The organism is Proteus vulgaris (assembly GCF_033708015.1).
Classification (GTDB): Bacteria; Pseudomonadota; Gammaproteobacteria; order Enterobacterales; family Enterobacteriaceae; genus Proteus.
Map to the genome: position 1 here is coordinate 37,705 of NZ_CP137920.1, position 18,702 is coordinate 56,406.

Here is an 18,702-nt window from a genome sequence, read left to right on the forward strand (position 1 = left end):
ATGAAGTTAAAGAAATTAAAATGGGTGCATAACTTCCTAAATATGTATAACCCACTTTTTGGTAAGATGAAAAAAACAGAGACATTTTCATCGGACCTTCAATTTAACAGTATTCTTATTTTTTCTACGACAGCGCTGGGCGATTTTATGTTTAATACTCCCGCGATAAGAGCGATCCGAGCGCACTACCCTAATGCACATATTACATTGGTTTCCAGTGAGAAAAATAGGTTATTAGTTGAAAACTATGATCAAATAGATAGCGTAGTTTATTGGGATAATAAGATAAAAAATTTACTTCCCATTGCTTTACAGGCAAAAAAATACAAGCCTGAATTAGCGATAATTCTCCATTCTCATCTCCCTTATGATGTGTTATTTGCTGTGATGGCGGGCTGTCAGTATATTTTACGTAATACGTTTCACGTTATTCCTACATGGTTTCAAAAATGGATTGTTGCCGATCATCAGCCTTCGAATTGCCATGTTATTCAAAGCAAACTTAATATTATTCGCTATTTAGGGATAGATAGCACGGATACAAGGATGGAGCTTCCTTGTGATATAAAGCAATTAATTAAAAGTGAAAATGCTATTGTGGGCTTTCAGATGGGGGCATCAACGCAAGAGCGTAGATGGCCGGTTAAATACTTTGTTGAATTAGCGCAGAAGCTTATTGATAGTAAACCCACAATACAAATTAAATTAATAGGCTCTCCGAGAGAACTAGAATTACCTGAAGCCTTTTTTTCATTGTTACCAGAAAAATATCATAACAATATTGAAAACCTAATAGGTAAAACCTCATTACCTGATCTATTAAGCCAAATAAAAATAATGGATGTATTAGTCACAGGTGATACAGGACCTCTGCATTTAGCGATTACATTACAGCGCCCAACAGTGAGTTTATTTGCAACAGCCGATCCTAAATGGACGGGACCTTATCAAGATCTTCATTTACATACTATTATCAATAAGAAGCCGAGCCCAAATGAGGGCATTCAGGCATCAATGGATCTTATTACCGTTGATGAAGTTTTTGATGCCGTCAATCAAACCCTAAAAAACGAATAACCTTTTAGGGTTTAATTAGACTAAATATTGAGTGTCTTGATAATTTGTTGTGGGCTTATTTCTCTAATATCCCCACCTTCTGCTTTTATCGCCGTTTGGGCTTTACCGTAACCACCGATTAAACCGGGATCGGTAGGGCCAAACAAGGTGATATTCGGTTTATCTAATGCGGCAGTTAGATGGCTTAATCCGGTATCGACAGAGACGACACTTCTTGCCCCCGCAATCACTTGAGCAACATCCGCGAGTGACATTTTGGGCAAGACATCGACATAGTCAAAATCTGCGGCTAAACGCATAGCCCGTTGATACTCATGCTCTGCACCCCAAGGCAATTTAATACGTAATCCTGAATCAGCAAGTAGGGCGATTAATTCTCGCCAATAGGATTCTGGCCAATGTTTCTCATCACGTGTTGTTGCATGCAAGAATACTAAATAAGGGCGTTCATCAAAGGCGGGAAGAGCGAGAAAATGCGATGCTATCCCATAATCACCTTGAGATGGTGGAATGGGATAATTTAAGCTTAAGGCAAATAGTTGGCGAATACGTTCAACCGCATGCATTTTTTTACTGACATCGTGGCGAATATCGTAAAAGAAACTGGCTAAAGGCTCACGAGCACTTTGACGAGAATAGCCATGTTTAGTGCCTTTGGCATATCGAGTGACTAAAAAGGCGCTTTTCAGTAAACCTTGTGCATCAATCACGGCATCGTAATGATGCGCTTGTATAGTGCGACGAAATTGCGTACGTTCAGCACGAATAGGCGCACTAAACCAATTTTTACGCCAACGGCGTATTGCCACAGGAATAACCGTATCAACAGCTTGATGCCAGCTTGGAATTTGTGCAAAACCTTCTTCAACAGCCCAATCAAAACGGATCTCAGGGTACGCGTTTATAGCATCGGTTAATGCAGGTAACGTATGTAACACATCCCCCATGGAAGAGGTTTTAACAATTAATACCCGTTTCACGCTGATGGCTCCATTGACAGCAAATGTTCAAGCTCGGTAAACACCTTCTCGGGCTGAATATCAATTAAGCTTTGGTGATAGCCTTGTTCAGCATCCCCTTTACGCACTTTGTGATAACCCGTAATTAAACGGATCACACGCGCTTTATGGGATAACGGTGGCGTAAAATCAGGGCTACTTGGGCCGTAAAGGGCGACTAATGGGCGTTCCAACGCAGCAGCTACATGCATTAGACCAGAGTCATTACTGACGACAGCTTTACAAGATGCAATGAGGTTGACGGCTTGTTCAAGGCTGGTTTCGCCAGCAAGATTAAAACAGGCTTCACGCGCATCAGATGTTAGGGCTTGTTTTATCTCTTCGCCAGCCTCTTTGTCTTTTTGAGAGCCAAAAAGGAAAATCTGATAGCCTTGTTCAGCAATTAATTTCTGCGCTAAAGCAGCATAATGATAATGAGGCCAACGCTTAGCAGGACCAAATTCAGCGCCAGGGCAAAAACCAATTGCAGGGCGTTGGGTCGATAATGAAAATTGGCTCAATGTGGTAGAGATATCGCGTTCTGTAACGGATAACTTAGGCCAAAGCAGAGGTTGAGGTAAATCTGTCGCCTTTTGTACTTTTTGCTTGTCATAAGCTAGCGCGACATAGCGTTCAACCATCAAAGGAAATGCAGCTTTATCTAAAGGTCGCAAATCATTTAATAGACCATAACGCATCTCTCCGCGCCAACCTGTGCGTTTAGGAATATCTGCAAAGAAAGGGACTAATGCAGATTTAAACGAGTTAGGTAATACATAAGCATGCGTGTAACCATTATCTCTTAACTGTTTTCCTAAACGGCGACGTTCACCAATGGCTAATGCACCATGACCTAACGGCATAGGAATGGCATTATCTACTTCTGGCATCTTGTCTAATAATGGACGGCACCAAGCAGGTGCCATCACATCAATAGTTGCCGCAGGATGTAATGCTTTCAATGTACGATAAAGGCTTTGAGACATCATCATGTCCCCGACCCATGAAGGCCCTACCACAAAGATTTTCATAAACAGCGATTACTTACCTTGATTTAACCATTGCATATAAAGCTCTACGCCTTCAGCAACTGTTTTAAAAGGTGCGGTATAACCCGCTTTACGTAAATTCGTCAGATCAGCTTGAGTAAAGGCTTGGTAACGACCTTTTAATTTCTCTGGAAACTCAATATGTTCGATAGAGAGATCTTTATCTTTATGATGGGCAATAACGGCATCAGCAACAGCTTGGAATGACTCAGCGCGACCGGTACCACAGTTAAAAATACCGGATACATTATTGCGCCAGAACCATAAATTAACCGCAGCAACATCACCCACATAAATAAAGTCGCGTTGGAAGGTTTCGCTACCTTCAAATAATTTTGGATTTTGGCCTGCATTGACTTGGTTATTTAAATGGAATGCAACACTTGCCATGCCGCCTTTATGTCCTTCACGAGGGCCATAAACATTAAAATAACGGAAGCCACAAATCATCGATTCAGCTTCAGGTAAAATCTGACGTACATATTCATCGAATAAGAATTTTGAATAACCATAGACATTTAACGGTGCTTCGTATTTTCTCTCTTCAATAAAGTTATCTGTACGACCACCATAAGTAGCAGCAGAAGAGGCGTATAAGAAAGGAATTTGACGATCTAAACAGTAGTGGAGTAGCTCTTTAGAATATTGATAGTTGTTATCCATCATATATTTGCCATCCCACTCAGTGGTAGATGAGCAAGCGCCTTCATGGAAAACCGCATCAATATCGCCAAAATCATCACCAGCTACAATGCTAGCAATAAAATCTTCTTTATCCATGTAATCGGTAATATTCAGATCGACCAAATTCACGAACTTGGTGCCATCTTTAAGGTTATCAACAACCAATATATCGGTATAACCTTCATCATTTAATGCTTTAACAATATTGCTGCCGATAAAACCTGCACCGCCCGTGACGATAATCATGTGGCTACCCCTTCATATAAAAATCTAAAAATTAGCTCTAGGTCTATAATAACACTGAACAGCATTAACGGTAGTCTTCATCACAGAATAACAGGCTGAAAAACGCTAAAAACAGAGTGTGTATTAGTGATCTTAGTTACATAAATAACATTATTTATTTACATTTGTCGTTTTTAATAGGACAAAGGAATAGAATAAGAAACAATAACGACTACATTATAATCAAAAATGTATGTTACGTCTTTTCGCCCTGCGGTCTTAGGAGAAAGTATGTCCACCCACTCTTTCTATCAACAAATTAATCAACAACTCGAACAAACTCGTCAAGATGGCCTCTTTAAAAATGAGCGCATTATCACTTCTTCACAAAGTGCGGATATCGCGGTTGCTGATGGAAGCCATGTGATTAACTTCTGTGCTAATAACTATCTCGGTTTAGCCAATCATCCCAAACTGATTGAAGCGGCAAAAGCAGGAATGGATAGCCACGGTTTTGGTATGGCGTCGGTTCGTTTTATTTGTGGTACTCAAGATTCACATAAAACATTAGAAAATAAAATTGCAGAATTTTTAGGTATGGAAGATGCCATTTTGTATTCATCTTGCTTTGATGCGAATGGTGGATTATTTGAAACATTAATGGGACCTGAAGATGCGATTATTTCTGATGCCTTAAACCATGCTTCTATTATTGATGGTGTGCGTTTATGTAAAGCAAAACGTTATCGCTACGCGAATAACGATATGGCAGAACTGCGCACGCAACTTGAAAAAGCGAAAGCTGATAATGCTCGCCACATTATGATCGCCACTGACGGTGTATTTTCAATGGATGGTGTGATTGCCGACCTAAAATCTATCTGTGATTTAGCGGATGAATTTGGTGCTTTAGTGATGGTCGATGATTCGCATGCTGTGGGGTTTGTTGGTGCTCAAGGCCGGGGAACTCATGAGTATTGTGATGTGATGGGTAGAGTTGACATTATCACGGGCACTTTAGGTAAAGCATTAGGTGGTGCATCAGGTGGTTATACCGCAGCACGTAAAGAAGTGGTTGAATGGTTACGTCAACGTTCTCGTCCTTATTTATTCTCTAACTCGTTAGCACCTGCGATTGTCTCGGCCTCTATTGCGGTCTTAGATATGCTCAAATCAGGTGATGAGATCCGTGCTCGTTTATGGCGCAATGCTTCACTTTTCCGTGAAAAAATGAGTGCGGCGGGTTTTACATTGGCGGGCGCAGATCATGCCATTATTCCAGTCATGTTAGGAGAGGCTAAATTAGCCCAAGAGTTTGCAGCACGCTTACTTGATGAAGGGATTTATGTGACAGGATTTTTCTATCCTGTTGTACCGCAAGGACAAGCACGTATTCGTACCCAAATGTCGGCAGCACACACGACTGAGCAAATTGAGCGTGCAGTGGCGGCATTTATCAAAATTGGCAAAGAACTTAATGTGATTGCATAAGGTTACTCTATGAAAGCACTGTCAAAATTAAAAGCACAAGAAGGTATCTGGATGACTGATGTTCCAGTACCTGAGCTTGGTCATAACGATGTGATGATCAAAATTCGCAAAACAGCAATTTGTGGCACTGATGTTCATATTTATAACTGGGATGAGTGGTCACAAAAAACGATCCCTGTTCCTATGGTTGTCGGTCATGAATATATCGGTGAAATTGTTGCAATAGGGCAGGAAGTGAAAGGCTTTAATATTGGTGATCGTGTCTCGGGTGAAGGGCATATCACTTGCGGTCATTGTCGCAATTGCCGTGGTGGTCGTACACATTTATGTCGTAATACCATTGGTGTGGGTGTAAATCGCCCAGGCTGTTTTGCTGAATATCTGGTTATCCCTGCCTTTAATGCATTTAAAATCCCAGATAATATTTCTGATGAATTAGCCGCTATTTTTGATCCCTTTGGTAATGCTGTTCATACCGCATTATCTTTTGATTTAGTGGGTGAAGATGTGCTGGTTTCTGGCGCGGGTCCTATTGGGATCATGGCGGCTGCAATTTGTAAGCATGTTGGCGCTCGTCATGTGGTGATCACCGATGTTAATGAATATCGGCTTGATCTTGCAAGAAAAATGGGTGTTACCCGAGCCGTAAATGTCAGCAAAGAAAACTTAATCGATGTGATGAAAGAATTGGGTATGACAGAAGGCTTTGATGTTGGTCTAGAAATGTCAGGTGCGCCACCTGCGTTTCGTACCATGCTTAATACCATGAACCATGGTGGTCGTATTGCGCTGTTGGGTATTCCTCCTTCGGATATGGCTATTGATTGGGGACAAGTTATCTTTAAAGGACTGTTTATTAAAGGTATCTACGGTCGTGAGATGTTCGAAACATGGTACAAAATGGCGGCACTTATCCAATCGGGCCTTGATCTCTCGCCGATTATTACGCATCAATTTCCTATTGATGAATTCCAAAAAGGCTTTGATATCATGCGCTCAGGTCAATCAGGTAAAGTCATTTTAGATTGGCAGTAATATGCGGTAATTAAGCGAAAAAAGAGCCTTAATAGGCTCTTTTTTATTGCGTTATTTTTCAACTTCACCGATTTCTTCGTTCGGAGTAGGTGTATTCGGTATTTTCTTTTTTTCTGATGCGCTAAATCCACGTGATAATGTATTAATTAGTGTACTTTTTTTCATCGAGATAATTGCTTCTTGCGCGGGTTTTAACCAAGACGCAGGTTTTGGCGCTTTGGGTTGTTCTGTGGGTGGGATAACTTTAGGTGGTTCTGGTTGTATCGGTTTTTCTGTTTGTGGCTTTAATAGTGTACTCGGTGCAACCAGTTGAATATCAGCGGGTAATAAAGGTAACTGTTGTTGTAATGCGCTAACCGTTGAAGGATGAGGATGTCCGATAGCAATAGCGGAGCCGTTTTTTCGCGCTAAAGCTATCGCGCGATTAAGCTGTTGTCTGGTTTCGGCTTCTGTTTGTACGTTATCGAGAAAAACATGGCGACGTAAAGAGGGAACACCCGCCGCTTTTGCTGCAATGGCTGCTTGTGTATTACCAATGGTTACGCTATCTAAAAAATAGAGATTTGAGTGATTCAGCGCTTTAATGACTCTATCCATTGCTTGCCTATCGGATGTCATCGCACTGCCCATATGGTTATTCATACCGACAGCGTAAGGAACATTACTGATAGCATGCTGAATAATTCGATTAATTTCAGCCTGATCCATGGAAGGTTTGAGGGTATCACGCTCTAGTGGTTGTTTGCTAATGGGAGCCATTGGCATATGGATCAAAATTTCACGCCCTTGTGTATGTGCTTTAGTCGCCATTTCTTTACCATGAGGAGAATCAGGCAAAATGGCGATAGATACTGCTGTAGGAAGTTGTAAAACTTGGTTATCTTCTTTTTTCCGATAACCAAAATCATCAATTACAATGGCTAATTTTGCTGCAAACGCAGGCGTACTCACAACCAGACTTAGCAACATTAGACTAAGTAAAAAAGAGTGCTTGCGTTGTAATGTGCCAAGTAATTTCAAACCTACCTCCCAAGCCAAGGAACAGGGTTCACTGCTTTTCCTTGACGTCTGATTTCAAAATAGAGTGCTGAACGCTCTTGTCCACCACTGTTACCGACTAAAGCAATAGGTTGGCCTGCTTTAACTTGTTGACCCACATTCACTAAAGCACTTTGGTTATAACCATAAAGGCTCATATCACCTTTACCATGTTCAACCACAACCACTAAACCATAACCTTGAAGCCAATCGGCTAATAACACTCGCCCATCAGCAATAGCTTTTACTTCCGTACCTTGTGCCGCAGGTATTACAATACCTTTCCAACGTAATTCACCAGAGCCAGAAATAGATTCACCAAAACGGTGTAATAAAGTACCTCTGATTGGCCAAATCGCTTGTCCCGCAGGTTTACCTAAACCACCTGTACGTGACATCAATGACTGCTCTTCGGCGGTGGGTTTATAGGTTGAACCGCGCTGTTGGGCTTCCCGCTGTTTAGCTGCAATACGTGCCGCCTCTCGGGCTTCACGTTCTGCACGAGCTTTGGCTTCACGCTCTGCTTGAGCAATTTTATTTCTTAATTGCGCTTCGTTAGCTCGCATTGTCGCTAAGTTTTTCTGATCTGCTTTTAAGGTTGATTCAAGTTGAGTCAGTGTTTTTTGTCTAGCGGCTAATGCATTATCCAGCTTTTGTTTTTCTTGCTGTTGTTTGGTTAAGACTTGCTTTTGTTCGTTCTGTTTTGCTTGTTGCGCTGCTTTTTCGGCTTCAAGTTCTTTTGAGGTTTGCGCCAGCTCTGTCATTGTTTCTTTGCGAGCATCATTAATATAGCTGTAATAGGCTAAGATACGCTCTTCACGCTGACCTTCTTCACCACGAAATAAAAGCTCTATGCCTTGATGTTTACCTTGGCGATAAGCTGCATCCATTTGGCGAGCTAATAATTCTTGTTGAGACTGATACTGTTTTTGTAAGCGTGCAATATTTGCGGTAATGGTTTTTATCTCTTTACCCAATGTTTGTAAGCGGTTTTGGGTTTCATGCACAGAGCGACTCGCATTTGAAATTTGAGTTTCTTGCGTTTTTAACTGATTAAGAAGGGCTGTACGTTGTTTTTGTTGTTCTTGAACCTGTTTCTCTTTTTCTGCGATCGTGGTTTGTAGATCTTTTAGCTGATTGCGGTTATCCGTTAATGTGTTAGCAAAAACAGGGGACGCAGAAAAGAGAGCGGTGCTAATAAGCAACGTGATTAACGGTAAAGAAAATACACGATAAGACGGATGTGTTTTTTTTTGAAGATCCATTTTCTCTGCCATCTGACCCACGTACCTTTCATAACAGTTTGTAAGATTATTTCATGCCATAAAACAACTGACCAGCTAACATGAAATAAAGCCGAAATTTCAGATAATACCTAACAGGTAATCTATTCAATTAATAAGAGATTATAAAGCAATAATCATAGGAGAGAGGAAAAAAGCGGTTTTCTGTGTGACAGCGCAATAGAATATCACGCTGTCCACAAGAGAGATTATTCGACGATAGTACCCCAAAGGTCATATTCGTCTGCATGTTCAATAAGAACGCGGACGATTTGTCCCGGTTCTACATCAAATTGCTCATTGAGGTAAACCGCACCATCAATTTCAGGTGCATCAGCCATACTACGGCCAATCGCCCCCTCTTCATCCACTTCATCAATCATAACAAGCAACACTTTGCCGATTTTCTCTTGCAGGCGTTCCGTCGAAATTTGTTGCTGTAATTGCATAAAGCGGTGATAACGCTCTTCTTTCACGTCTTCAGGTACTTGATCCGCCAGTTCATTTGCTTTCGCCCCGTCAACAGGGCTGTATTTAAAGCAGCCTACGCGATCTAAACGTGCTTCCGTGAGGAAATCCAATAACATTTGGAAGTCTTCTTCTGTTTCGCCCGGAAAACCAACAATAAAGGTAGAACGTAAAGTTAATTCGGGGCAAATTTCTCGCCAGCGTTTTACGCGCTCTAAAGTACGTTCAACAGAGCCTGGACGTTTCATCAGTTTTAAAATTTTAGGGCTAGCATGCTGAAGCGGAATATCCAAATAAGGCAAAATTTTACCTTCTGCCATTAAAGGAATGACATCATCAACATGTGGATAAGGGTAAACATAATGTAAGCGAACCCAAATCCCTAATTTTGCCAGTTGTTCACATAAACTGACCATACTCGTTTTGACTGGCATTCCATCCCAAAAGCCGGTTTGATGTTTAGTATCAACACCGTAAGCCGAAGTATCTTGAGAGATAACCAGTAACTCTTTTACACCTGCATTAACTAATCTCTTGGCTTCACCTAATACTTCACCGATTGGACGACTATCTAGATCACCGCGCATTGATGGGATGATGCAGAATGTACAACGGTGATTACAGCCTTCAGAGATTTTTAAATATGCGTAATGGCGAGGCGTTAATTTTACACCCTGCTCAGGAACCAGGCTGAGAAAAGGATTGTGATCAGGTTTTGGCACATAGTGGTGAATATGAGATAACACTTGCTCATAACTATGAGGCCTTGTGATTTCGAGTACTTTAGGGTGCACTTCACGAATTTGGTTTTCTTTTGCACCTAAACAGCCAGTGACAATGACTTTACCGTTTTCATCGAGTGCTTCACCAATCGCTTCTAGCGATTCTTGTACTGCGCTGTCAATAAATCCACAGGTATTAACGATGACTAAATCAGCATCATTATAGGTAGGAACAACTTGATAACCTTCTGTACGCAGTTCGGTTAGGATACGTTCAGAGTCCACTAAATTTTTAGGACAACCTAATGAAACGAATCCAATTTTAGGCACTTGATTTGTTTGCGACATGCTCGTGTTCTCAATACTTTTAAATAAATAACAGATAGTTGTTGTATCTCAGACAGGTATAAATCTTACGTAAGATGGGCGATTTTATACGTAAGTAGCCACTATTAGGGATGCTGATTTATTAATAGCTTTCCTGAAGAGGGATCCTGTAGAGTAAAAAGGTAACGCCTTTTCATTCATCATTTTTTACGGAACCGGCGCTAATGGTACATAAATCCGTCAATAAAAAAAATGATTGTTGAGAAACTTTCCGCAAAAATAGAAAGAGAAAAGCAGGAATAGGCTGTAATTGCGTCATGACAAAGGTATACTTTGGCTCTTTGATACTATTTTTAACCAACGAGAGTGATTGCATCCTATGCTGCAAGAAGTAATGCAATTTTTCAACCGGCACACCCTGTTAAGCTTTATCTGGATCGCGTTGCTGGTGGCGGTCATTGTATTGACCTTTAAAGGACTTTTTTCTAAGACGAAAAATATTTCCCGTACAGAAGCGATTTCTTTGATAAATAAAGAGAATGCGGTGTGTGTTGATATCCGTAGCCGTGATGAATTCCGTAAAGGACACATCATTGATTCTATCAATTTAACGCCTTCTGAAATCAAAAATAATAATATTGCTGAGCTGGAGAAATATAAATCACAGCCAGTTATTGTTGTATCACCATCAGGTATTGAAGGTGCAAAACCTGCAGAAAGCCTAATTAAACTCGGTTTTGAAAAAGTCTTTATTTTAAAAGATGGTCTTTCAGGCTGGAGTGGTGAGAATTTACCACTGGCTAAAGGTAAAAAGTAACGAGCGGGCAGATTGAGTTCTATACTTACTGCTATTCAATTAATAAGGATATAAAAAGGTAAGATTATTATGTCAGAACAGCAAAACCAAGAGATGACTTTTCAAATTCAACGTATCTATACAAAAGATATCTCTTTTGAAGCGCCTAATGCCCCACAAGTTTTCCAAAAAGAGTGGCAACCTGAAGTTAAATTAGATCTGGATACTTCTTCTAATACTTTAGCTGAAAACGTGTATGAAGTTATTCTGCGCGTTACGGTAACTGCAACCATGGATAACGAAACGGCATTCCTGTGTGAAGTGCAACAAGCCGGTATCTTTACCGTTGAAGGTATTGAAGGCACTCAATTAGCACATTGCTTAGGTGCATATTGCCCTAACGTTCTGTTCCCTTATGCTCGTGAATGTATCACTAACTTAGTCAGCCGTGGTACTTTCCCACAACTGAACCTAGCACCCGTTAACTTTGACGCGTTGTTTATGAACTATTTACAACAGCAACAAACTGATGCGGCTAATGAAGGGGCTGAAGAAGCTTAATGAACGCTTCTATGACAGTTATCGGTGCCGGTTCATACGGCACCGCTTTAGCGATTACTTTAGCGCGCAATGGTCATGATGTTGTGCTTTGGGGGCATGATCCTCAGCATGTTGCAGCATTAGAACAAGCACGCTGTAATCAGGCATTTCTGCCCGATGTTTCCTTTCCTGATAGTTTATACATGGAAGCTTCTTTGCAAAAAGCGATAGAAGCCAGCCGTAATATTCTGGTTGTGATCCCAAGCCATGTTTTTGGTGATGTATTACAACAGATCAAACCCTTTTTACGTCAGGATGCACGTGTTGTTTGGGCGACAAAAGGACTTGAGGCTCATACTGGTCGCTTGTTGCAAGATGTAGCGCGTGAAGTATTAGGTAATGAAATCCCGCTCGCAGTGTTATCAGGTCCTACTTTTGCTAAAGAGCTTGCAGCCGGTCTACCTACTGCGATTTCTGTGGCATCAACGGATAATACGTTCTCTGAAGAGCTTCAACAGCTTTTCCATTGTGGAAAAAGTTTCCGAGTTTATAAAAATCCTGATTTTATCGGTGTGCAATTAGGTGGCGCGGTAAAAAACGTGATTGCTATTGGTGCGGGTATGTCTGATGGTATGGGCTTTGGTGCCAATGCGCGTACAGCGCTGATCACCCGTGGTCTTGCTGAAATGAGCCGTTTAGGTAAAGCATTAGGTGCAGATGCTGCAACCTTTATGGGAATGGCGGGTTTGGGGGATTTAGTTTTAACCTGTACCGATAACCAATCTCGTAATCGTCGATTTGGTATGATGCTAGGTCAAGGTTTGGATGTTGATACGGCGCAAGAGAAAATCGGGCAGGTCGTTGAAGGTTATCGTAACACTAAAGAAGTGCGTGCATTAGCTGAACAGGTGGGTGTTGAAATGCCTATCACCGAACAGATCTACCAGATTTTATATCAGCATAAAGATGCCAAAGAAGCGGCATTATCTTTATTAGGTCGTGCAACGAAAGATGAGATAGACAGCAATCTGTTCTAAGTCTATTTTAGGTAGTTAGTTAGTTATTTATTTCTGTTTTAAACATAAGAAGCCTAAGTATTTACTTAGGCTTCAATGTAAAAAGAATGAGAGTGAGTATGTCGCTAGAAGAACTAAAAAGAGTCTGGGATCATATTAAAAATGAAGCAAGATGTTTGGCAGATTGCGAGCCAATTTTGGCGAGTTTCTTCCATGCGACATTACTCAAGCATGAAAACTTAGGCAGCGCCTTAAGTTATATGTTGGCGAATAAGCTAGCAACTCAAACTATGCCTGCAATTGCTGTGCGTGAGATTGTTGAAGAAGCCTATCGCAGTGATCATTCTATGATTGAATCGGCGGCTTATGATATTTCAGCTGTCCGTTTACGCGACCCCGCGGTTGATAAATACTCCACACCCCTGCTTTATCTAAAAGGTTTCCATGCCTTACAAGCTTATCGCATAGCGCATTGGTTATGGGGGCAAGATCGTAAAGCACTTGCTGTTTATCTGCAAAACCAGATTTCTGTGACTTTTGGGGTTGATATTCATCCAGCGGCACGCATTGGTCACGGTATTATGCTCGATCACGCAACAGGTATTGTGATTGGTGAAACGGCTATCGTAGAGAACGATGTTTCTATTTTACAATCTGTCACCTTAGGGGGAACCGGTAAAACGTGCGGTGATCGCCATCCTAAAGTGCGCGAAGGTGTAATGATTGGTGCAGGCGCTAAAATACTCGGTAATATTGAGATTGGTCGCGGTGCCAAAATTGGCGCGGGATCCGTGGTATTACATGAAGTACCGGCACATACTACGGTTGCGGGAGTACCGGCTCGCATTGTCGGTAAGCCGACCAGTGACAAGCCTTCACTCGATATGGATCAACACTTTAATGGTGTAGTACCGGGTTTTGAGTGTGGTGATGGCATTTAATGGCATTAACCAAAGTGACACTTTCTGAACTTAAGGTTTGTTTACACGCTGAATATATTGGCGATAACAAGCCTTTTAGTTGGATAAGACTTTTTCACCGCGTTTTTTTCTGCCAACGCTCACGTTATCTGTTTTGGTGGCGTGTCGCTCAATTCTTTTATTTCTCTAAAAACCGGTTTCTTAAAAAATTAGGTATTCGTATTGGTGCTAAAAATAATCGTAAATATTGCAACGATATCTCACTAAGAACGCGTATAGGAAAAGGTCTTTCATTACCACATCCCATAGGGATCGTACTGACTAATTACTGTCAGCTAGGAGAGAATGTAACGTTAATGCAAGGTGTGACTATCGGAGTAAAAGAAAAGGATGGCAAAGCGGATATTCGAGTTGGCAATCATGTTTATATTGGTTGTAACTCATCGATTATCGGTGGAGAGATAGAGATTGGTGATAATGCGGTAATTGGTGCTCATGCATTAGTCTTAAAGGATGTGGGAGAAGGGTGTCGGTATATTACAAAAGTCGTTGCTGAAATCAGGCAACCATCAGAGCAATAAATTAAGTTTTTAGCTATTTGAAATTGAAAAAGCGCTGATCATTATTTGTGATCAGCGCTTTTTGCATTTCAGTCTTTTAGTAATGCACCAGGATAACCTAATTGACGCCATGCTTCAAAAACCACAACGGCAACTGTATTTGACAGATTCATACTACGGCTATCAGCCAGCATTGGGACTCTGATTTTCTGCTGTGTTGGCATATTATCCAATACATAGGGTGGCAACCCACGCGTTTCAGGCCCAAACAGGAGATAATCGCCATCTTGATAGCTGACATTGCTATGTGCAGGTGTGCCTTTTGTCGTTAACGCAAATACACGGGCACCTGTCGGCGATTGTGCATTATCGGGGTTTAAACCTTCACTTTCTAAAAAAGCATAGTAATCGTGATGCTGTTTAATATCAGCAAACTCACGGTAATCAAGCCCTGCGCGACGTAGACGTTTATCATCCCAAGTAAAACCCAATGGTTGGATCAAATGGAGATGAAAGCCTGTGTTAGCACACAGGCGGATAATATTACCCGTATTCGGTGGAATTTCGGGTTCAAATAAGACGATATTGAGCATATAAAATCGGTTTAATCGTTACCAAAGAGGTCACGAGTATAAACTTTTTCTTCAACATCGTTTAGTGCTGATGACATTCTATTAGTAATAATGACATCAGACATCGCTTTAAACTCATTTAAATCACGCACTAATTTTGAGTTAAAGAAGGTGTCTTCTTTCATTTCTGGCTCATAAATCACTACTTCGATTCCTTTGGCTTTAATGCGTTTCATAATGCCTTGGATAGAAGAAGAACGGAAATTATCAGAGCCAGATTTCATAATTAAACGATAAACACCGACGATTTTGGGTGATTTAGCAATAATAGAGTCTGCAATAAAGTCTTTACGTGTGCGGTTAGCTTCAACGATGGCACTAATAATATTATTAGGAACAGAGTCGTAGTTGGCTAAGAGCTGCTTAGTATCTTTTGGTAAGCAGTAACCACCATAACCGAATGATGGATTGTTATAGTGATTACCAATACGCGGATCTAAGCAGACACCTTCGATAATTTGTCTTGAATTCAGTCCGTAAGATTCGGCATAGCTATCTAGCTCATTAAAGTAAGCAACACGCAGTGCTAAATAAGTATTAGCAAATAATTTAATCGCTTCGGCTTCTGTGGAATCAGTAAAAAGCACATCAATATCTTTCTTTAATGCACCTTGTTGTAAAAGGTCAGCAAATTTTTGTGCCCTTTCTGATTGTTCACCAATCACAATGCGAGAAGGGTATAAGTTATCGTAAAGTGCACGACCTTCACGTAAGAATTCAGGAGAGAAAATAATATTATCCGTATTATATTTTTCTCTCATTTCTTTGGTAAAACCAACAGGGATGGTTGATTTAATAATCATTGTCGTGGTTGGATTATATTCTAAAACATCACGGATCACAGACTCTACTGAGGAGGTGTTGAAATAGTTTGTTTTAGGATCGTAATCGGTTGGTGTGGCAATGATAACAAATTCGGCATCTTTATAAGCGAATTCTTTATCTAATGTTGCCGTAAAGTCGAGCTCTTTGGTTGCTAAAAACTCTTCAATTTCTTTATCTGTAATTGGAGAGATTTTTTTATTCAGTAATTCAACTTTTTCTTTATTGATATCTAACGCAACCACTTTGTTGTGTTGGGAAAGCAGTATTCCGTTAGATAGACCGACATAGCCGGTACCGGAGATGGTGATTTTCATTTTTTATCCTAACATTATAAAATTTCGTTTAATGTATTTATATACTTATTAATAATAATTTTTCATTAAATTTAGATTAAGTTTTCTTTTAATTATTTTTACCCATTTCTAATTTATCGTCATAGAATAGTTTTATAAATCCATCAATAGTATCAACTAAATTTTATACTGGCTTGGATTGGTATAAATATCCATTAATACAATTTTCAAGAGTAGTCGTAATTATAGTTGTCCCATTTTGGGGTAATGGATAATTTGAATCATTGAATCAGCCCAAGGGAATGAATTATTTATTTGTATTATTTATAGCTAATTAATGGATTCATATCTATTTTTTAATCAATTATAATAATTGATTAAAGTGATTCTCTTCTGAAAGAGAATTAAGTATTACAGAGATATCTCATAGAGCTAAATTATTAATCAAAGAATGTCACTTTGTGACTAACTTTCTAACAAAAGAATTATAAATAATTTTTACAAGTTTAATGGGTAAAAATCGAAATACAAAGCGCATAAAAGGAAAGAAACTAAATGATTTTTTCCAGAGCATAATATTCCAGTATACTTTAAATTCGTTAAAAGCCTTGACAGAAGATCGTCTGTCATATGCACCATCCATTCTTACTTTAACTAACACTTGCTCAATATTTCCACATGTTGCACCATTTTTTAAAGCTTGAAACCAGAGAGCAATATCTTCATTTAAAGGATAATCAACAGGGTAGAAACCTATTTTAGCTAATGATGTGCGCCGAAAGCAAATTGTTACATGAGCGAATGGTGATGCTTTATAAATAACTTTAAAAATTTCTTCATGCGTCAATGGATAACAACGGGTTGCTACTATGTTATTTGAAGAAGCTATAAATTCCTGTATAGAACCTCCGGAAATGTCTATAATTGGATTGTTTTCCATATATTCAATTTGATATTGAAGCCTATTGGGTAATGATAGGTCATCTGCATCCATGCGGAAAACATATTTTTCATCTTCTAAAATAGAAATTAGTTTGTTAAGTCCTTTAGCTAAGCCTACAGGATTTTTTGAATGAATTGATTTATATATAAATCCAGAGCTTTCAATAAATTCCATCATATTTTTACTAACATGACCATCAATGTGTAAATAGACTTTAATTCTATCTTGTTGAATGGATTTTTGATTAAATGTTATGGATTTGATAGCACTAACAAAATCCTCATATTTATCATTTTTATATACAGCAATAATAACAGCAATACTAAACATAATTAACTCTTTTTAATAATACTAAAAATTAATGGTGAAGTGATCCTATAAGATAGCATATATATTGCAGTATATAATACACCTCCATATATATTAAAAAAGTACAAACCAAGAGTTAAAATGAAGTAATATAGGACTCTGAATAGATTACGATTTAGAAAAATACCTTTTTGAAAAAAGGTTAGTTTAAACCTTATCTCTCCACTCCTTTCAATCAAATTAATTAGTGGGAAAATAAGAATACTAAACATAAAACATTCGTATCCCAAATTAAAAACCAGGGAAAAGGATGAAAATCTAAATAAAACCAATAAAAAGTGTATTGGAAGATTAGCAATAGATCTTATATGATTATAAAGAACAAATGTTATTAATAAACCCACATATGAAATTACTAAATAATGAATTGATATTTTTTCGTTTAAAGATAACAAGATCCCGATGGTCAAAGAAATCAATACTCTAACACTATATATTAATAATTTTTTTTTATTGTAATAGTGCATTTCTGATTTAGAAAGTCTTAATGTGGGATTATTTTCCTTCTTTATGGTTTCACAGTCATTATTAATATATCCAATCTCATAGAGATTATATATTCCTATTATGAAAAGAAACAAAAAAGCTAATTCATTCAGTGAGACGATCCCATTAGAAAAAGCAAGAATAAAGATAGGTATTATATAGATAAAAAACCAAGAAACGGTTTTTATTAGAGTTCTTAGTCTTGAGTGATAAAAATAAAAAAAAGGGATAAAGAAAAAATTCATAATTATTGTCTCAAATCTATACTGTTTTTTAAGTTGAACTGTTCCCAAAATAATTTTGATTTGTTATTAAGTATTACAGGAATATATTCATCTAAATAGGGAATGCATTTAGAATCTCCAAAATTATCGGATATCATTACTAAGTGTTTGTTTTTATATTTGTTTTTTATTATTTTGTTTTTAACATCGAGTAGATCTAAATATATTCCTGTAGTATATTTCCCATTTAAAATATTTAATTTTGATGAAAAAGAGTTATCATAAGATAAATAATGACATATTGCTGTAACCACTGGTTCAATCGATGCTGAAAGAAGAATAATTTGATATCCTTGAGTTTTATATTTATTAACAACATCGAGTACTTTTTGATTATAATCTATATTTTCTGCAAACTCTTTTGCATCTGACATTACTGAAGATATATTTCTATTTTTTAATGTAGAAATATATAAATTTCTTAAAATATCTTTTTTAAACAATTTGAAAATAATTTTGTTGATAATCTTTACCAATATCATACGCCTTATTTTTTTTAAGAAGTTATTTTTTATGTAGTACTGTTCTAAGAATAAAATTGTAGTGTTATGGGGAACTATAGTATGACAAACGTCAACAAACAATATTTTATCCAAAAGTCAACCTCATGACTTGTATACATCAATTATAAATTACTCTAA

18 protein-coding genes are annotated in these 18,702 nt (G+C 38.6%); 8 read left to right on the top strand and 10 right to left on the bottom strand.

All coding sequences use genetic code 11. The annotated features are described in order from the left end of the window. Positions 1-1,077, top strand: coding sequence for a glycosyltransferase family 9 protein (locus SB028_RS00190; RefSeq protein WP_069366879.1), 1,077 nt, complete (start codon positions 1-3; stop codon positions 1,075-1,077). Positions 1,078-1,097: 20 nt separating this feature from the next. Here the strand turns inward: SB028_RS00190 and rfaC are convergent, their stop codons facing one another. The 3 genes from rfaC to rfaD are packed head-to-tail and all read right to left on the bottom strand — an operon-like array spanning position 1,098 to position 4,054. After that, positions 1,098-2,057 carry a lipopolysaccharide heptosyltransferase RfaC gene (gene rfaC, locus SB028_RS00195; RefSeq protein WP_069366878.1) on the bottom strand — a complete coding sequence of 320 codons (960 nt, stop codon included), beginning with the start codon at positions 2,055-2,057 and terminating at the stop codon, positions 1,098-1,100. Continuing rightward, entirely contained in the window at positions 2,054-3,106 is a 1,053-nt protein-coding gene (rfaF, locus tag SB028_RS00200; RefSeq protein ID WP_069366877.1) for an ADP-heptose--LPS heptosyltransferase RfaF, read from the bottom strand. Before rfaF ends, rfaC begins: the two co-directional genes overlap by 4 nt. Positions 3,107-3,115: 9 nt before the next feature. Then, positions 3,116-4,054, bottom strand: coding sequence for an ADP-glyceromanno-heptose 6-epimerase (gene rfaD, locus SB028_RS00205; RefSeq protein WP_069366876.1), 939 nt, complete (start codon positions 4,052-4,054; stop codon positions 3,116-3,118). Between the two features lie 270 nt (positions 4,055-4,324). On the opposite strand from rfaD, the gene SB028_RS00210 reads away from it, so the two are divergent. Further along, positions 4,325-5,524, top strand: a complete 1,200-nt coding sequence (locus tag SB028_RS00210) for a glycine C-acetyltransferase (protein ID WP_069366875.1) — start codon at positions 4,325-4,327, stop codon at positions 5,522-5,524. Between the two features lie 9 nt (positions 5,525-5,533). Then, positions 5,534-6,559 (top strand): L-threonine 3-dehydrogenase, encoded by a 1,026-nt coding sequence (gene tdh, locus SB028_RS00215; protein ID WP_069366874.1) that lies wholly within the window; start codon positions 5,534-5,536, stop codon positions 6,557-6,559. A gap of 51 nt (positions 6,560-6,610) precedes the next feature. Here the strand turns inward: tdh and SB028_RS00220 are convergent, their stop codons facing one another. The 3 genes from SB028_RS00220 to rimO form a co-directional block, all read right to left on the bottom strand. Further along, positions 6,611-7,579 (bottom strand): divergent polysaccharide deacetylase family protein, encoded by a 969-nt coding sequence (locus SB028_RS00220; RefSeq protein WP_069366873.1) that lies wholly within the window; start codon positions 7,577-7,579, stop codon positions 6,611-6,613. 2 nt (positions 7,580-7,581) lie between these two features. After that, positions 7,582-8,874, bottom strand: a complete 1,293-nt coding sequence (gene envC, locus SB028_RS00225; protein ID WP_069366917.1) for a murein hydrolase activator EnvC — start codon at positions 8,872-8,874, stop codon at positions 7,582-7,584. Positions 8,875-9,089: 215 nt separating this feature from the next. Continuing rightward, a complete protein-coding gene (gene rimO, locus SB028_RS00230) occupies positions 9,090-10,418 on the bottom strand; it encodes a 30S ribosomal protein S12 methylthiotransferase RimO (RefSeq protein ID WP_318859717.1) in 1,329 nt (442 codons plus the stop codon). Between the two features lie 358 nt (positions 10,419-10,776). Here rimO and SB028_RS00235 point away from each other — a divergent pair, with 358 nt between their 5' ends. From SB028_RS00235 to SB028_RS00255, 5 genes are all read left to right on the top strand, one after another. Next, positions 10,777-11,214 (top strand): rhodanese-like domain-containing protein, encoded by a 438-nt coding sequence (locus SB028_RS00235; RefSeq protein ID WP_069366871.1) that lies wholly within the window; start codon positions 10,777-10,779, stop codon positions 11,212-11,214. 69 nt (positions 11,215-11,283) lie between these two features. Further along, complete coding sequence (gene secB / locus SB028_RS00240; protein ID WP_006534205.1) at positions 11,284-11,754, top strand: protein-export chaperone SecB; 471 nt, start codon at positions 11,284-11,286, stop codon at positions 11,752-11,754. Then, positions 11,754-12,770: an NAD(P)H-dependent glycerol-3-phosphate dehydrogenase gene (gene gpsA / locus SB028_RS00245; protein WP_069366870.1), complete on the top strand. Its 1,017-nt coding sequence runs from the start codon at positions 11,754-11,756 to the stop codon at positions 12,768-12,770. The genes secB and gpsA overlap by 1 nt, the downstream gene beginning before the upstream one ends. A 98-nt stretch (positions 12,771-12,868) precedes the next feature. Then, positions 12,869-13,690, top strand: coding sequence for a serine O-acetyltransferase (gene cysE / locus SB028_RS00250; RefSeq protein WP_069366869.1), 822 nt, complete (start codon positions 12,869-12,871; stop codon positions 13,688-13,690). Next, positions 13,690-14,250 carry a serine acetyltransferase gene (locus SB028_RS00255; RefSeq protein ID WP_069366868.1) on the top strand — a complete coding sequence of 187 codons (561 nt, stop codon included), beginning with the start codon at positions 13,690-13,692 and terminating at the stop codon, positions 14,248-14,250. Before cysE ends, SB028_RS00255 begins: the two co-directional genes overlap by 1 nt. 68 nt (positions 14,251-14,318) lie before the next feature. On the opposite strand, the gene trmL is transcribed toward SB028_RS00255, so the two are convergent. From trmL to SB028_RS00275, 4 genes are all read right to left on the bottom strand, one after another. Further along, the gene (gene trmL, locus SB028_RS00260) at positions 14,319-14,822 is read right to left on the bottom strand and encodes a tRNA (uridine(34)/cytosine(34)/5-carboxymethylaminomethyluridine(34)-2'-O)-methyltransferase TrmL (RefSeq protein ID WP_069366867.1); all 504 of its coding nucleotides are present in this window, start codon (positions 14,820-14,822) and stop codon (positions 14,319-14,321) included. 11 nt (positions 14,823-14,833) lie between these two features. Next, the gene (locus tag SB028_RS00265) at positions 14,834-16,000 is read right to left on the bottom strand and encodes a nucleotide sugar dehydrogenase (protein WP_069366866.1); all 1,167 of its coding nucleotides are present in this window, start codon (positions 15,998-16,000) and stop codon (positions 14,834-14,836) included. Between the two features lie 433 nt (positions 16,001-16,433). After that, positions 16,434-17,252 carry a glycosyltransferase gene (locus SB028_RS00270; RefSeq protein ID WP_077885043.1) on the bottom strand — a complete coding sequence of 273 codons (819 nt, stop codon included), beginning with the start codon at positions 17,250-17,252 and terminating at the stop codon, positions 16,434-16,436. 772 nt (positions 17,253-18,024) lie between these two features. Then, a complete protein-coding gene (locus SB028_RS00275; RefSeq protein WP_069366864.1) occupies positions 18,025-18,657 on the bottom strand; it encodes a haloacid dehalogenase-like hydrolase in 633 nt (210 codons plus the stop codon). Between the last annotated feature and the right edge of the window lie 45 nt (positions 18,658-18,702).

Excerpts from the sequence above, each read along its gene's own strand:
- gpsA (WP_069366870.1), top strand. The coding sequence starts at position 11,754 with ATGAACGCTTCTATGACAGTTATCGGTGCCGGTTCATACGGCACCGCT.
- SB028_RS00190 (WP_069366879.1), top strand. The coding sequence starts at position 1 with ATGAAGTTAAAGAAATTAAAATGGGTGCATAACTTCCTAAATATGTAT.
- secB (WP_006534205.1), top strand. The coding sequence starts at position 11,284 with ATGTCAGAACAGCAAAACCAAGAGATGACTTTTCAAATTCAACGTATC.
- envC (WP_069366917.1), bottom strand. The coding sequence starts at position 8,874 with ATGGCAGAGAAAATGGATCTTCAAAAAAAAACACATCCGTCTTATCGT.
- cysE (WP_069366869.1), top strand. The coding sequence starts at position 12,869 with ATGTCGCTAGAAGAACTAAAAAGAGTCTGGGATCATATTAAAAATGAA.
- tdh (WP_069366874.1), top strand. The coding sequence starts at position 5,534 with ATGAAAGCACTGTCAAAATTAAAAGCACAAGAAGGTATCTGGATGACT.
- SB028_RS00210 (WP_069366875.1), top strand. The coding sequence starts at position 4,325 with ATGTCCACCCACTCTTTCTATCAACAAATTAATCAACAACTCGAACAA.
- rimO (WP_318859717.1), bottom strand. The coding sequence starts at position 10,418 with ATGTCGCAAACAAATCAAGTGCCTAAAATTGGATTCGTTTCATTAGGT.
- SB028_RS00255 (WP_069366868.1), top strand. The coding sequence starts at position 13,690 with ATGGCATTAACCAAAGTGACACTTTCTGAACTTAAGGTTTGTTTACAC.
- rfaF (WP_069366877.1), bottom strand. The coding sequence starts at position 3,106 with ATGAAAATCTTTGTGGTAGGGCCTTCATGGGTCGGGGACATGATGATG.
- trmL (WP_069366867.1), bottom strand. The coding sequence starts at position 14,822 with ATGCTCAATATCGTCTTATTTGAACCCGAAATTCCACCGAATACGGGT.
- rfaD (WP_069366876.1), bottom strand. The coding sequence starts at position 4,054 with ATGATTATCGTCACGGGCGGTGCAGGTTTTATCGGCAGCAATATTGTT.
- SB028_RS00265 (WP_069366866.1), bottom strand. The coding sequence starts at position 16,000 with ATGAAAATCACCATCTCCGGTACCGGCTATGTCGGTCTATCTAACGGA.
- SB028_RS00235 (WP_069366871.1), top strand. The coding sequence starts at position 10,777 with ATGCTGCAAGAAGTAATGCAATTTTTCAACCGGCACACCCTGTTAAGC.
- SB028_RS00270 (WP_077885043.1), bottom strand. The coding sequence starts at position 17,252 with ATGTTTAGTATTGCTGTTATTATTGCTGTATATAAAAATGATAAATAT.